This window comes from Streptomyces albidoflavus (genome assembly GCF_000719955.1).
Classification (GTDB): Bacteria; Actinomycetota; Actinomycetes; order Streptomycetales; family Streptomycetaceae; genus Streptomyces; species Streptomyces albidoflavus.
In genome coordinates, this window is sequence record NZ_JOII01000015.1 from 80,015 (window position 1) to 94,193 (window position 14,179).

Sequence of the window (14,179 nt, forward strand, 5' to 3'; positions counted from 1 at the left end):
CCCATGGATACCAAGACGGCTGACGGCAAGCGCCCGGCGACCGGAGCGGAGGACGAGCAGCAGGACACCGACGGGACCACGCCCGGGAAGACCCCCGGCGAGGAGAAGGACCCGGCGGGCAAGGGGGCGCCCGCGGCGGCGGAGACGGACGGCGTCGAGGCCGTCCACGACGCCCACGACGCCGACGACCTCGACGCCGACGACGAGGCGGCGACCGAGGACACCGCCACGGCAGCCCCCACCGGGATCGCCGCCGGAGCCGCCGCCATCGTCTCCGTCGTCCTCGGCGTCGTCTCGCTGACCGGCGGCTGGCTCGGCACCATCGCCTCCGCCCGCGCCTCCCTCATCGGCCAGCTGGAGACCTCCCAGGGCGCCGGCGTCGCCGACCAGGTCCAGGCCATCTACGGCGACTCCTGGGAGGCCGCGGCCCTCGTCGGCGGCGCCTTCGCCGCCGTCGGCCTGCTCGTCGGCATCGGCGTGGTGCTCCGCGTCGCCTACTGGCCCGCGCGCACCGGCCCCGTCTGGGTCCGCTCGGCCGCCTGGGCGGGCGTCGCCGTCGGCCTCGTCGGCCTCCTGCTGGCCCTCTCCAAGTACACCGGGCTCCTCCTCGGCGTGCCCTCGGCGGGCTGAACCCCGCACCCGCCCCAGCCGCCCCGTCCCGCCGCCCGCGGGGCGGGGCGGTCGTGCGTCCCGGCCGCCTCAGCCGACCCGTACGCCGATCGTCAGCTCGACCCCCGCGTCCCGCGCCTCCACCCCGCGGACCAGCCACGTCCTCGACGACAGGGACGTACCCGCCTCCGTCGTGTACGCGCCGACCGCCAGGACCGTCTCGCCGGACTCGGGGGAGACCAGCACCTCCGCGTCGGCCGGGGCGTCGTCCGAGAAACGCAGCGCCAGCTCCAGCGGACGAGGCGCCCGCGCGTACCCGGACGGATCGGCGAGCCCGTCCACCAGGAAGCGGGCGCCCCGGAAGAGGTGGGTGTGGAGACAGGCGGCGGGAAGGCGCGACATGGCTCCACTCTGCGACGTACGCCCCCGGGGCGGCGGGTGGGCTGCTCCGGACGTGTGAGAGGGACCGCCTTACGCGCGGGAGCACCTGTGGGCTCCGGTCCGCACGGCCTGAGGCACGCCCTAAGTCCACGCCGCCCGCGGTCTAAGGCCCCCCCGCCCCCGGGATCGGTCATCCTCCCGATGCGGACGGTCACCCTGCGCGAGGAGAGTCGGGAACACCGCCGGGGAAGAACCCGGCGGCCTCGCACCACACACCCGGGGGACCTCATGTTCGACTACGCGCTCTACCGGCTCCGCTCCGCCGAACTCATCGAGGAGGCCGCACACGACCGGCTCGCCCGCCGCGCCGAGCAGCCGCCCGCCACCGGGCGCCCGGCCCGCAGGACGGGCCAGGACAGGAAGGACCGCGAGGTCCGGCCGCCGCGCGCCTCCGCCGCGTGAACACCTCGCACCGGGCCGCGCGGCCCGCACCGCCTCCCCGCCGGGCCACCCCGGTGGGGGAGGCGTATGCGATGCTCACCGGCGTGGAACACAAGTCGGTCAGCCCTGTCTTCGTCGGACGCGCCACAGAACTCGACACCCTCCGCCGGGCGTTGACGGAGGTACGGACAGGAGAACCCCGGGCCCTGCTGATCGGCGGCGAGGCCGGCGTCGGCAAGACCCGGCTCCTGGAGGAGTTCACCGCCGAAGCCACCGGAGACGGGGCCCTCGTCACCCTCGGCGCCTGCGTGGAGAGCGGCACCGAAGGACTGCCCTTCGCCCCGTTCGCCGCCGTGCTGCGCACCCTGCGCCGCCTGCTCCCCGAGGAGTTCGCCGCCGGCGCCGCCGGGCAGGAGGGCGAACTCGCCCGGCTCCTGCCCGACCTCGGCGAAGCCGCCCTCGCCCGCTCCGGCGAGGAAGGCACCGCCCGCCTCTTCGACCTGACCGCCCGTCTCCTCGAACACCTCGCCGCCGCCCGCCCCGTCGTCCTCGTCGTCGAGGACCTGCACTGGGCCGACGCCTCCACCCGCCGCCTCATCGCCTACCTCTTCCGCACCCTGCGCACCGGCCGCCTCCTCGTCCTCGCCAGCTACCGCGCCGACGACATCCACCGGCGCCACCCGCTCCGGCCCCTCCTCGCCGAACTCGACCGGCTGCGCACCGTCCAGCGCCTCGAACTGCCCCGCTTCAACCGCGCCGAGGTCGCCGGCCAGCTCGCCGGAATCCTCGCCGCCGAACCCGACGACTCCACCGTCGACGAGGTCTTCGCCCGCTCCGAGGGCAACGCCTTCTTCGTCGAGGAACTCACCGTCGCCGCCCGCTCCGGCTGCCACGCCGGGCTCACCGACTCCCTGCGCGACCTCCTCCTCGTCCGCGTCGAAGCCCTCCCCGAACGCAGCCAGCACCTCGTCCGGCTCGCCGCCGAAGCCGGGCCCACCACCGAGTACGCCCTGCTCGCCGCCGTCGCCCGGCTCCCCGAGACCGACCTGCTCGACGCGCTCAGGGCCGCCGTCGGCGCCCACATCCTGCTGCCCAGCGAGGACGGCGACGGCTACCGCTTCCGCCACGCCCTCGTCCGCGAAGCCGTCACCGACGACCTGCTGCCCGGCGAACGCACCCGCATCGGCCGCCAGTTCGCCGAAGCACTGGCCGCCGACCCCACCCTCGTCGCCCCCGACGCCTACGCCACCCGGCTCGCCGGATACTGGTACCGCGCCCACGACGCCGCCAAAGCCCTCCCCGCCGTCCTCCGCGCCGCCGCCGAGGCCCGCCACCGGCACGCCTACGCCGAGCAGTTCACCCTCCTGGAACGCGCCATGGAACTCTGGGACGGCGTCCCCGAGGAGATACGCGGCGCCCTGCGCAGCGCCGACCACGCCGAGGTCTACCCCCACCTGACCGCCCGCCGGGGACCCGGCACCGGCGAAGGCCCCGGCGCGCCGCTGCGCTACCTCCACCTGATGGCCGACGCCGCCGTCGCCGGACGCCTCTGCGGCCAGCGTGAACGCGCCTACAAGATCGCCAAGAAGGCCGTCCGGATGCTCGGCGAGACGAGGAGCACCGGCGAGAGCTGGGACGAACCCCTCTTCGCCGCCTGGTTCTGGGTGCAGCGCTCCCGCGTCGCCGAGAGCGTCGGCCGCGGCGACGGCTGGCAGGAACTCCACACCGCCCAGGAACTCGTCCGCGGCCTGCCGCCCTCCGAGATGCACGCCGAGGTCCTCTCCTGCGTCGCCTCCTGGTGGATGCTCCACCGCCCGGGCCCCGAGGCGTACGCCGCCGCCGAACGCGCCGTCCAGTACGCCCGCATGGTCGGCGCCGACGACGACGTCGAACTCGCCGCCCGCGGCACCCTCGCCGGGCTGCGCATCGACTCCGGCGACATCGACACCGGCCTCGCCGAACTCCGCGAAGTCCTCGCCGACGCCCTGCGCCGCGAACGCCCCCACCAGATCGGCCGCTGCTACGTCAACCTCCCCTCCCACCTGGAAGGCATCGGCCGCTCCGCCGAGGCGGCCGCCCTCATCGAGCGGGGCCTCAAGGAGAGCGACCGGTACGGCCTCCTCTTCACCGCCACCTTCCTCCACGCCAACCACGCCGAATCGCTGATCTCCCTCGGCCGCTGGGACGAGGCCCTGCGCAGCGCCGACGCCGCCGCCGGACTCACCGGACAGGCCAAGCCCGCCGGTATGGCCGCCCACAGCCGCACCGTCATCGCCCTCGCCCGCGGCGACCTCGACACCGCCGTCCGGCAGGACGCCGTCGCCCGCTCCCGCGTCGGCAGCCACGGGGCCATGCCCCAGCACGCCCTGCCGCTGGCCACCACCCGCCTCTCCATCGCCGCCGCCGAAGGCCGCGTCCACGACGCCCGCGCCGAACTCCGCGCCGCCGCCGAAACCGGCTTCCCACCCGGCACCCAGCGCTACGCCTGGCCCCTGCTGGTCGCCGCGGCCACCACCGAGTCCGACGCCCGCGGCCTGCCCGGCGCCGAGGAAGGCCGCGCCGACCACATCGCCCTCGTCCGCCACCTCGCCAAGAACCTCGTCACCTTCGTACCGGTCTGCGAGGCCCAGGCCGCCTGGGTCCGGGCCGAACTCCGGCGCGGCGAGGGACAGGACACCGTCGAGGACTGGGCCGACGTCCACCAGCGCTTCCTGCCCCTCGAACGCCCCTGGGACCTCGCCCGCGTCGCCCTCCGGTACGCCGAGGCACTCCTCGCCGACTCCGGCACCCGGCCCGGCCCCGGCCGGACCCAGGCCGCCGAACTCCTCCGCACCGCCCGCGCCACCGCCCGCCGCCTCGGCGCCCGCCCCCTCGCCGACTCCATCGACCTCCTCGCCCGCCGCGCCCGCCTCTCCCTCAGCACCCGCCCGGCCGCGACACCCCGGCCGGACACCCCCACCGACCCCGCCGAGGCCCTCGGCCTCACCCGCCGCGAACGCGAGGTCCTGAGCCTCCTCGTGGCCGGCCGCACCAACCGCCACATCGCCGAGGAACTCTTCATCTCCCCGAAAACCGCCAGCGTCCACGTCTCCCACATCCTGGCCAAGCTGGAAGTCTCCAGCCGGGGGGAGGCCGCGGCTGTGGCACACCGGCTGCGGTTGGTGGGGAGTGGGGCGGGTGGGAGCGGGGGCGACGGGGGTCGAGAGAAGGGGGTCGGGGTGGGGGCTTGATGCTGACGGGGTGGGGTGCGGTGGGGAGTTCGGCTGTGCCGGTGCTGATGCCTGCCGGTGCAAGTTGCGGCTGAGGCGCTTGTACATGTCTGTACCTGCGGGCTGCTGGGGGAGTGCTTGCCCGGACGGACTGGGGGCGGGCTTGCTCGTAGCCCTGTGAACTCGTCGCTGTGCCTGTGCCAGGGGGTACCCGGGCCGTGTTCTGAAAGTTGGCTCGGTGCCTCGTCCCGCATCGCGATGATCTCGGTGTGGGGCGAGGGATCTTTCTGACGGGCAGTGGGCTGTGCTGGAGCCGTTGTTGCCGGTCACGGTGCTGGGGCGGCCGTCGTCGGGCCGGCGGAAGTTGATCGACGGGATCCGGTGGCGAGTGCGGACCGGTGCTCCGGGGCGGGATCTACCGTTGGAGTAGGGGCCGTGGCAGACGGTCTACGGACTCTTCCGCCGCTGGCAGCGTGACGGCATCTGGCCCGGACTGCTGGCTCGGCTGCAGGCTCGGGCGGATGTGGCCGGGCTGATCACGTGGGAGGTCAACGTCGACTCCACGCTCTGCGGGGCTCATCAGCACGCCGCGGGCGCCCGTCGCGACGGGCAGGCTCAGAAGGAACCGCCGGGCGGGTCCCGCGCCGAGCGGGACGACCACGGACTGGGCCGGTCCTGTGGAGGCTTCACCACCAAGATCCACTTGGCCGGCGAGCAAGGTCAGCGGCGGCTGTCTCTGCTGGTCAGCGTGGTGACAGCCCTCAGTTCGTCGCCGTTCTGGAAGGCATCCGGGTGCCCCGCACCGGGCCGGGCCGTGCCCGTGTCCGGCCGCTGCGGGTGCGGGGTGACACGGCGTACTCCTCCAGCGCCAACCGGGCCGATCTGCGAAAGCGCGACATCCGGTGCGCGATTCCGGAGCCTGCTGACCAGATCGCCCACCGCAAGCGGCGGGGGAAGGCCGGAGGGCGGCCTTCGGTCTCCGGCCGGGAGGACTACAAGGCTCTGCACGCGGTCGAGTGCGGGATCGACCGGCTCAAGCGCGACCGGGCGGTCGCGCCCCGGTTCGACAAACTCGCCGTCCGCTTCGAGGCCACGGTCCTGATCGCCGAGATCGGCGAATGGCTCTGAGCGGGCCCCTGGCTGTCGGCTCCACGTGCCATGCTGACCGCGACCCGGGTCGACAGCGAGGGGAAGACAACGGTGGCGGCTCAGTACTACGGCGCCGACAGCGAGAACGGCGACCGCATCGACGACCCCTCCGAGGACGCGCTGTTCATGATGATCAGCGACCTCAACGACTCCGACAACACCTTCGTCGTCGTCCAGCCCGACGAGGACGATCCCGTCTGGTTCGCTTCCGTGGCCGTCCTGGACGAAGGCGGCTACGAGACCGTCCGCCGTGACACCACCCGCAACGAGCACGAGGTCACCACGGCGACCAGCGTCAACGACATCGCCCGCGACCTCACCATCTGGTTGGCCGCCCGTGACTTCCCCGGACGGCCAACCAGCCAGGTCAGCGAGTCCTGAAACAAGCCCTAGGGGGCTTGCCCGTTGTGTAGCTGCACGGGCTCGTGGCAGCGGTGGGACATGCCTGCCCGTGTCCTACCCGCGCGCCTGCTGGGGGAGCGGGTGCTTGTAGCTGTACCGGGGATGCGCCTGCCGGGCCCGTGCCCGTACCGGTCGGGCGGGTGCCTGCCCCGTGTCCGTACTGGCGAGGCTGGGCCTTGCCCTTACCTGGGGGGCCTCCCCCCCGCCCCTCCCCACCCCCAAGCCCCACTCCAGGGCAGCCCTCGGCCCCAGCCCGACGCAGCCCAGGCCCGGGTCAGCCCAGAGCCCTCTTCGGCCACCCAGGCTCTTCCGCCCAGCCCTTGTTCCGGCCTGGTCCAGCCCGGGCCCTGGTCGGCGCGAGTTCGACCCGGCCCGGCCTAGCTTCGGCCCCGGCCCGGCCCAGCGCCAGCCCGGCCCGGCTCCAGCCCTGACCGGCCCCGGCCCGCGGTCCAGCCCCGCCCCCGACCGACCCAGCCCTAGCCGACCCAGCCCAGCCCCGACCCAACGCAGCCCCCACCCCACCTCTCAGTCCCTCAGCCCATCCGCCCCCGCCCCTCCTGCCCTCCGCCCCTCACTCCCCCCGCCGCCCAGGCACCCGAATCACCACGTGCCCCGAAGCAAGGTCGATCGGTCCCTTGCCCGGGTCGGCCGCGTCGGCGTCGACGCGGGTCAGTTCAAGGCGCTTCTTCTCCTCCTCGGTGTGGCGCCTTCCGGGAGCGAAGAGCTGCTCGATGAGGTTGAACACCTGACCACCTCCATGGCGCGGGCCGCCGGTGCGGCTGGTCCACGGTCAGCGCACCCGCACCTCCAGAATCCGGTCGTCGTCCTTCTCGGGGGAACCCCTGCCGTCTGTCTCGTTGGTCACCACCCACAGCTTGTCGCCGCCCGCGGAGACGACGGTGCGCAGGCGGCCGTACTCGCCCTCCAGGAACGCCTGGGGCTTGGCCGAGGGCTTGTCGCCGGAGAGCGGGATGCGCCAGAGCCGTTCGCCGCGCAGGCCGGCCATCCACACCGAGCCCTCGGCGACGGCGATGCCGCTCGGGGAGGCGTCGGCGGTGCGCCACTGCTCCACGGGGTTGCGGAAGTCGCCGTCCCCGTCGCCCTCGCCCTCCACGTCCGGCCAGCCGTAGTTGCCGTCCTTCTCGATGTGGTTCAGCTCGTCCCAGGTGTCCTGGCCGAACTCCGACGCCCACAGCCGGCGGTCCTCGTCCCAGGCCAGGCCCTGGACGTTGCGGTGGCCGTAGGACCAGACGACCGAGTCCTGGTCCGGGTTTCCCTTGGCCGGTTCGCCTTCCGGGGTCATCCGAAGGATCTTGCCGCCCAGGGACTCCTTGTCCTGCGCCAGGCCCTTGTCGCCCGTCTCGCCGGTGCCCACGTAGAGCATCTTGTCGGGGCCGAAGGCGATCCGGCCGCCGTTGTGGGTGAAGCCCTTGGGGATGCCCTTGAAGATCGTGCTCGGTGCGGAGAGCCGTTCACCGGCGGGCTTCTTCGCGTCGTACCGCATGCTGGCGATGCGGTTGTCCGAGGCGGTGGTGAAGTAGGCGTACACCAGCTGGTCCGTGGCGAAGTCGGGGGAGAGGGCCAGGCCGAGGAGGCCGCCCTCGCCCTCGGCGTCGACCCCGGGCACCTGGCCGGCCTCGCTTGTCTTGCCGGAGTCGCCGTCGACCTGGACGATCTCGCCCTCGTCGCGGGAGGCCACCAGGAGGTTCCCGTCGGGCAGCGGGGCCAGGCCCCAGGGCGACTTCAGGCCGGTCGCGAGGGTGCGGACCACCTCCACCGAGCCCTTGTCGGGCGGCGCGTCGGAGGCCGCCGACGGCGATCCGGAACCGGACGGGCTCGCCGAACCTGGTGAGGACGGCCCGCTCTCCGGCTCGGCGGGGCCCGAGGAGCAGCCCGCCCCCAGGAGCGCCATCGCCACCGCCGCCGTGACCGCTCCCAGCGGGCGGCGGCGCCCGGACGGCCTCGCCGGCGCCGGGCGGGGCGGGGGTGTGCGGAGGTCGGGCGGAGTGGTCGGCATCTTCGGTCCCTTCACGACGGTGTTGGTTGGTTTCCTAACCCGCCGCTCCCGCCGGAATGCGCGAATGGCTCCGATCAGCCGTGAACTGCGACGTTCTGTCACCGGTTTCTCAGCCTTCCGGGGCATCCGCGGACGTCAACCTCGTGCACCGCTGCGTCCGCCCTCGGCCGGGGCTCAGTCCCACGACCCCTGGGCCGGCGGCAGCCCGTCGATCTCCGCGAGGTCCGGGCCGGTCAGCCGCAGCCCGGCGGCCGCCGCGTTCTCCGCGACCCACCGGGCCTGCTTCGCCCCGGGCACCGGCACCACCAGCGGGGACCGCCCCAGCACCCACGCCAGCGCCACCTGTGCCGGGGTCGCGCCGTGCCGCTCCCCGACCCGGCGCAGCCCCGCCACCAGCGGCTGGTTGGCGGCCATCATCTCGGCGGTGAACCGGGGATGGCGGGCCCGCAGGTCCTGGGGCTCGAACCCCTCCCCGGGCCGGAGCGTGCCGCTGAGGAAACCGTTCCCCAGCGGCATCGCCGCCATCAGCCCCACACCGCGTGCGGTGCACCACGGCAGCAGCGTGGCCAGCGCCTCCGGCGACCAGACCGACAGCTCTGCCTGGACGGCGCTGACCGGGAACACCTGCTGGACCCGCTCCAGCTGGCGAATCGTTCCCGCGTACAGCGCCTCCCCGTCCAGCGGGCCGCCGCCGCGGCGACCGCCCCGCGCACCGACCGCGCACAGTCCCAGCGCGCGCACCTTGCCCGCCGCGACCAGCTCCGCCATCGCGCCCCAGGTCTCCTCCACCGGCACCTCAGGGTCGGCGCGGTGCAGCTGGTAGAGGTCGATCACGTCCGTCTGCAGCCGCCGCAGCGAGGCGTCGCAGGCCCGTTTCACGTACCCGGGGCGGCCGTTGGCCACGATGTGCTGGTCACCGACGAGCAGGCCGCACTTGGTCGACACGAACGCCTCCCGGCGCCGGTCCCGCAACACCCTGCCGAGCAGCAGTTCGTTGGTGAAAGGGCCGTACATGTCGGCCGTGTCCAGCAGCGAGACCCCCGCGTCCAGGGCCGTGTTGAGCGCCCGCAGGGACTCCTCGCCCCGCTGCCGCGAGGCGGCGTACGCCCAGCTCATCGGCATGCATCCGAGCCCCACCGCCCCGACTTCGAGCGCCGTCGCGCCGATCGTCCTGCGCTCCACCTGGCCTGACCCTCCCGCTGCGCCTCCGAGCGACCCCAACGTAACCTCTGGCCCTCAGGGCGGTTCGCATAGCCTCCTGACCATGACTACCGATGTGTGGCTCCCGTTCGCACCCGAGGAGATCCCGGGCCTGCCGTCCGCCGCCGATCACGGCCTGACCTACCGTTTCTGGGACGGCGGCGACACCTTCCCCGCCGATCCCGCCGACTGCGCCTTCTACGTCGTCCCCTATCTGAAGGGCGCGGAGATCGCCGTGCGCCCCCTGGCCGGGATGGCCCGGGCCGAGGTCGTGCAGACGCTCTCGGCCGGCGTCGACCACGTCCAGGCCGGGATGGGGCCGCTCCACCCCGGCGTGCGCCTGTGCAACGCGCGCTCCGTCCACGAGGCGAGCACCGCCGAGCTGACCCTCGCCCTGATACTCGCCTCGCTGCGCGGCATCCCCCGCTTCGTCGAGGGCCAGCGCCAGGAGGAGTGGCGTTCCGGCTTCTACCCCGCGCTGGCCGACAAGACCGTGCTGATCGTCGGCTACGGCTCGATCGGCTCGGCCATCGAGGACCGGCTCGCGCCCTTCGAGTGCGCGCGGGTGCTGCGCGTCGCGCGCTCCGCCCGTGACACGGAGCGCGGCCCGGTGCATCCGCTCGCCGAACTGCCCTCCCTGCTCCCCGAGGCGGACGTGGTGGTGCTCTCCACGCCGCTGACCGAGGCCACCCGGGGGCTGGCCGACGCCGAGTTCCTCGCCCGGATGCGGGACGGCGCCCTCCTCGTCAACGTGGCGCGCGGCCCCGTCGTGGACACCAAGGCGCTCCTCGCCGAGGTGGAGAGCGGCCGGCTGACCGCCGCCCTGGACGTGACCGACCCCGAACCGCTGCCCGCGGGCCACCCGCTGTGGCACGCTCCGGGTGTGCTCATCAGCCCCCACGTGGGCGGCTCGACGTCCGCGTTCCTGCCGCGCGCCAAGCGGCTGCTGGCCCGTCAGCTGACCCACTGGACGGCGGGCGAGCCGCTCGACAACGTGGTGTACACGACGGCCTGAACGCCCGGCGCGGAACCCGGCGTTCCGCGCACCGCTCCGCCGCGTGGCAGGGTTGCCACCGGCACGTGCGGGCGGGGCGGAGCCCCTTGCCCGGAGGGTGCGCCCTGCCGGGCAAGGGCTCCCGAGAGCCCCGAACGGACACGCTCCGCAGCGAATCGGGCGCTACGGGTGGTCAACAGCCACGTTCGGTCACTGTATGTAGGTGACCCCTGTCCCTGAGTGACCATCCTGGTGTATCGTCGCCGCAGGGGTGGCGCCAGGACGACAGGCGCCAGGGGAGAGAAAGCCAAGAACCGCGAGGGGGGCGACGGATGCTGTACGGCCCGGACACCCATGACGGCCCAGACACCCACGATCCGACGCGACACCGGACCGCCCGGTCCCACGGGCGCCGCCGAGGCGGCCGGCCCCGCCCGCCGGAGCTCCCGACCGCCGGCCGCCCGCTCCGCCGGGGAGCCCCCCGGTGAGCGGCCCCGGCGTCATGCCCGCCGCGCCGCCCGCACCGCCGGCGGCCACCGGCCCGGAGTCCGCCCGCGGCCCGGCCGGCTCAGGAGTCCTCGGCCAGCTCCTCCTCGCCCTCGTCTGCGGCGGGTACGCCGTCGGCGCCGTCCTCGGCTGGGGCTCCCCCCGGCTCTCCATGGCGATGGGTGACTTCGGCCTGAGCGTCGCCGCAGGGGTCGCCGCCGTCTCCTGCTTCCTCTACGCCCGCACCCGCGACAGCCGCTTCCGGCCCGCCTGGATCCTCTTCGGGATCTCCTCCGCCATGGCCTCCCTGGGGAACGCCGCCTGGGGCTGGTACGAGGTGATCCTCGACACCGAGGTCCCGAACCCGAGCATCGCCGACCTCTTCTTCCTCTGCTTCGCGCCGCCCGCCGTCGTCGGCCTGCTCGTCCTCGCCAAGCGCCCCGTCACCCGCGCCGGGTGGGTCTGCCTGGCCCTGGACTCCTGGCTCATCGGCGGCTCCCTGCTGACCCTCGCCTGGTCGCTGGCGCTGGCCCACACCGCCGACATCGAGGGCGGCAGCGTCTCGTACGCCGCGCTCAACCTCGCCTATCCGCTGCTCGACATCGCGCTCGTCAGCATGATCCTGGCGCTCCACTTCCGGCGCTCCTCGGCGGGGCGCTCCGCGCTCAACACCGCCATCGGCGCCCTCGCCCTGACGGTGCTGTGCGACGCCCTGTTCACCTCGCCGCTGCTGCACAACAGCTACCGCTCCGGCCAGATCCTGGACGCCGGATGGTTCGCCGGCTCGCTGCTGCTCGCCTACGCCCCCTGGGTCGGCCGGCACCGCGAGAGCGAGCGCGGCGCCGTGGAGGAGCCGCCGGCCCAGGACGCCCGGCCCGGCGCCGTCCTCCCCGCCGGCCACCCGGCGATCGCCGCGCACGACCGCACCAGCCCGATCTCCGGCTCGCTCGCCGCCCTGACGCCCTACCTCGCGGCCGCCGTCTGCACCCTCGGCATCCTCTACAACGTGGTCAACGGCCGCAGCGTCGACCGCGTCGTCCTGGTCACCGCCTGCACCGTCGTCCTCGCCCTCGTCGTACGGCAGGGCATCATGCTCATCGACAACATCACCCTCACCCGCGAACTCGCCCACCAGGAGAACCACTTCCGCTCCCTGGTGCAGGGCTCCAGCGACGTCATCATGATCGCCGACCCCAGCGGCACCCTGCGCTACGTCAGCCCCGCCGCCTCCGGGGTCTACGGCCGCGACGCCTCCGAGCTGGAGGACACCGAGCTCTCCGCCCACATCCACCCCGGCGACCTCGGCCGCGTGGTCCACGAGGTACGCCGCTTCCTCGCCGCCGACCCGGCCCTGGAGCCCACCACCCGCATCGAGTGCCGCTTCCAGTCCGGCCGGGGCACCTGGCTCAACGTCGAGTCCACCGTCAACCGCCACCAGGGCGGCCTCATCTTCAACAGCCGCGACGTCACCGAACGCGTCCGCCTCCAGGCGCAGTTACAGCACAGCGCCGAGCACGACCCGCTCACCGACCTGCCCAACCGCGCCCTGTTCACCCGCCGCGTCAGCCAGGCCCTGTCCGGCCGCCGCAGCAGCGACCGCGGCGCCGCCGTCCTCTTCATCGACCTGGACGGCTTCAAGGCGGTCAACGACACCATCGGCCACCAGGCCGGTGACGAACTCCTCGTCCACGCCGCCCGCCGCCTCGACGAGGCCGTCCGCGCCGGGGACACCGCCGCCCGCCTCGGCGGCGACGAGTTCGCCGCCCTCATCCTCGGCGACACCGGCGAGGACCGCGCCGCCCGCGAAGGCCACATCCAGGAACTCGCCGACCGCCTCCGCAAACGCCTCTCCGAGCCCTACGCCATCGACGGCAACGATGTCCGCGTCGCCGCCAGCATCGGCGTCGCCTTCGCCGAACCGGGCCAGAACGCCGGAGAACTCCTGCGCAACGCCGACCTCGCCATGTACCGCGCCAAGGCCGCCGGCAAGGACCGGGTCGTGCTCTACGCCCCGCAGATGCAGGCCGACGTCGTCCGCAAGGCCGAGCTGGCCTCCCGGCTCCGCTCCGCGCTCAACGCCGGCGAGTTCGCCCTGCTCCACCAGCCCGTCGTCGACCTCACCACCGGCAAGGTCGCCGCCGTCGCCGCGCAGGCCCGCTGGCGCTCCGGCCAGGGCATACTCTTCACCCCGGCCGAGTTCCTCCGCGTCGCGGACAACGGCGACCGGGCCGCCGAGCTGGGCCGCTGGACCCTGGAGCAGGCCATCGCCCAGGCCGCCGAACGCCACCGCTCCGGCCACGCAGCACCCGTCGTCGTCCGCCTCGGCGCCCGCCGCCTGCTCGACCGCGCGGCACCCCCGTACGCCGTCGAGGCGCTCCTGACCCGTTACGGGCTACCCTCCGGCGGCCTCGTCCTGGAGCTGGCCGACAGTGACAGCTCGGTCCCGCAGGACGCCCTGGAGCAGCGCCTCACCGTGCTGCGGCGGCTCGGCGTCCGGATCGCCCTCGACGGGTTCGGCGGCGGCCACGCGGCCGCCGACGCCCTGCGGCGGCTCCCGGTGGACATACTCAAACTCGACCGGAGCCTGGTCGAGGGGGTCGTCGAGTCGGCCCGCCAGCACAAGATCACCGCGGGCGTCCTGCGGATCGCCGCCGACCTCGGCCTCCAGACCGTCGCCGAGGGTGTCGACCGGCCCGAGCAGGTGGTGGCGCTGCGGACGATGGGGTGCACCCACGCCCAGGGCATGGCCTTCGCCGGCCACCTCGACGAGTACCGCCTGCGCCGCACGCTCACCCACGGCAACTACGCCCTGCCCGCGGGGCCGGTGGTCCCCGCCCCGCAGGGGCCGCCGCACGCTGCCTTCGTCCCCGCCGCCACGGGCGGCTCCGGGGGTCCCGGGAGCGAGCCGCCCGGAGCCGGCGGCGGTGCGAGCCTGGTCACACGGCGCGGCGCCCCTGCCGTGGTCGCCCAGGCAGCGGCTGCGGGGATGCCGCGCGGCCCCCGCCCCGTCGGCCCACATCATGAGACTCCTGTCCCACCTACTTGACAGTCACCACACGGCGGGGAGAGGGTCAGTGCCATGCGCACCCGAATTCTCGTACTTGGAAAGCGCGTCGGCTGAAGCCAGGACATCCGTCCGGCGAACGTATCCGACGCGCTCCCCTCGCTTGCCACCTGGCACGAGGGGTTTTTTGTTGCACAGGTGACCCCAAAAGCCCGCAAAGAACCCGCGAGGCGATGAGGGGGAAACCCGTACAGAACCGCCTAGACCCGCACACACCCTCAGCTTCG

General features: G+C 74.0%; 10 protein-coding genes and 1 pseudogene. 7 read left to right on the forward strand and 4 right to left on the reverse strand.

All coding sequences use genetic code 11. The annotated features are described in order from the left end of the window. Positions 1 to 3 precede the first annotated feature (3 nt). On the forward strand, positions 4 to 630 hold the full coding sequence (locus IF45_RS0117630; RefSeq protein WP_008410682.1) for a hypothetical protein: 627 nt from the start codon (positions 4 to 6) through the stop codon (positions 628 to 630). 69 nt (positions 631 to 699) lie between these two features. On the opposite strand, the gene IF45_RS0117635 is transcribed toward IF45_RS0117630, so the two are convergent. After that, positions 700 to 1,011, reverse strand: coding sequence for a hypothetical protein (locus tag IF45_RS0117635; RefSeq protein WP_030308290.1), 312 nt, complete (start codon positions 1,009 to 1,011; stop codon positions 700 to 702). 267 nt (positions 1,012 to 1,278) lie between these two features. Between IF45_RS0117635 and IF45_RS33355 the strand changes: the two genes are divergently transcribed. The 4 genes and pseudogenes from IF45_RS33355 (at position 1,279) to IF45_RS0117655 (ending at position 6,170) form a co-directional block, all read left to right on the forward strand. After that, a complete protein-coding gene (locus tag IF45_RS33355) occupies positions 1,279 to 1,452 on the forward strand; it encodes a hypothetical protein (RefSeq protein WP_163008469.1) in 174 nt (57 codons plus the stop codon). Positions 1,453 to 1,523: 71 nt separating this feature from the next. After that, positions 1,524 to 4,661, forward strand: coding sequence for a helix-turn-helix transcriptional regulator (locus IF45_RS0117645; RefSeq protein WP_030308292.1), 3,138 nt, complete (start codon positions 1,524 to 1,526; stop codon positions 4,659 to 4,661). A gap of 283 nt (positions 4,662 to 4,944) precedes the next feature. After that, positions 4,945 to 5,768 (forward strand): annotated as a pseudogene (locus IF45_RS31435) (IS5 family transposase). A 30-nt stretch (positions 5,769 to 5,798) separates the two neighbouring features. Beyond that, entirely contained in the window at positions 5,799 to 6,170 is a 372-nt protein-coding gene (locus IF45_RS0117655; RefSeq protein WP_030308293.1) for a hypothetical protein, read from the forward strand. 592 nt (positions 6,171 to 6,762) lie between these two features. On the opposite strand, the gene IF45_RS33360 is transcribed toward IF45_RS0117655, so the two are convergent. The 3 genes from IF45_RS33360 to IF45_RS0117670 form a co-directional block, all read right to left on the reverse strand. Beyond that, complete coding sequence (locus IF45_RS33360; protein ID WP_003951022.1) at positions 6,763 to 6,936, reverse strand: DUF6191 domain-containing protein; 174 nt, start codon at positions 6,934 to 6,936, stop codon at positions 6,763 to 6,765. Positions 6,937 to 6,981: 45 nt separating this feature from the next. Beyond that, a complete protein-coding gene (locus IF45_RS0117665; protein WP_018470893.1) occupies positions 6,982 to 8,103 on the reverse strand; it encodes a PQQ-dependent sugar dehydrogenase in 1,122 nt (373 codons plus the stop codon). 279 nt (positions 8,104 to 8,382) lie between these two features. Beyond that, positions 8,383 to 9,390, reverse strand: coding sequence for an aldo/keto reductase (locus IF45_RS0117670; protein WP_030308295.1), 1,008 nt, complete (start codon positions 9,388 to 9,390; stop codon positions 8,383 to 8,385). 82 nt (positions 9,391 to 9,472) lie between these two features. On the opposite strand from IF45_RS0117670, the gene IF45_RS0117675 reads away from it, so the two are divergent. Together IF45_RS0117675 and IF45_RS0117680 are read left to right on the forward strand one after the other, a co-directional pair. Further along, positions 9,473 to 10,423: a 2-hydroxyacid dehydrogenase gene (locus IF45_RS0117675; protein WP_202475369.1), complete on the forward strand. Its 951-nt coding sequence runs from the start codon at positions 9,473 to 9,475 to the stop codon at positions 10,421 to 10,423. Between the two features lie 481 nt (positions 10,424 to 10,904). After that, on the forward strand, positions 10,905 to 13,934 hold the full coding sequence (locus IF45_RS0117680; protein ID WP_202508652.1) for a putative bifunctional diguanylate cyclase/phosphodiesterase: 3,030 nt from the start codon (positions 10,905 to 10,907) through the stop codon (positions 13,932 to 13,934). Positions 13,935 to 14,179 lie beyond the last annotated feature (245 nt).

What these genes read in the sequence shown, in the direction of transcription:
- IF45_RS33355 (WP_163008469.1), top strand. Translation starts at nt 1,279, where the DNA reads ATGTTCGACTACGCGCTCTACCGGCTCCGCTCCGCCGAACTCATCGAG.
- IF45_RS0117635 (WP_030308290.1), bottom strand. Translation starts at nt 1,011, where the DNA reads ATGTCGCGCCTTCCCGCCGCCTGTCTCCACACCCACCTCTTCCGGGGC.
- IF45_RS0117645 (WP_030308292.1), top strand. Translation starts at nt 1,524, where the DNA reads ATGCTCACCGGCGTGGAACACAAGTCGGTCAGCCCTGTCTTCGTCGGA.
- IF45_RS0117655 (WP_030308293.1), top strand. Translation starts at nt 5,799, where the DNA reads ATGCTGACCGCGACCCGGGTCGACAGCGAGGGGAAGACAACGGTGGCG.
- IF45_RS0117665 (WP_018470893.1), bottom strand. Translation starts at nt 8,103, where the DNA reads ATGGCGCTCCTGGGGGCGGGCTGCTCCTCGGGCCCCGCCGAGCCGGAG.
- IF45_RS0117680 (WP_202508652.1), top strand. Translation starts at nt 10,905, where the DNA reads ATGCCCGCCGCGCCGCCCGCACCGCCGGCGGCCACCGGCCCGGAGTCC.
- IF45_RS0117630 (WP_008410682.1), top strand. Translation starts at nt 4, where the DNA reads ATGGATACCAAGACGGCTGACGGCAAGCGCCCGGCGACCGGAGCGGAG.
- IF45_RS0117675 (WP_202475369.1), top strand. Translation starts at nt 9,473, where the DNA reads ATGACTACCGATGTGTGGCTCCCGTTCGCACCCGAGGAGATCCCGGGC.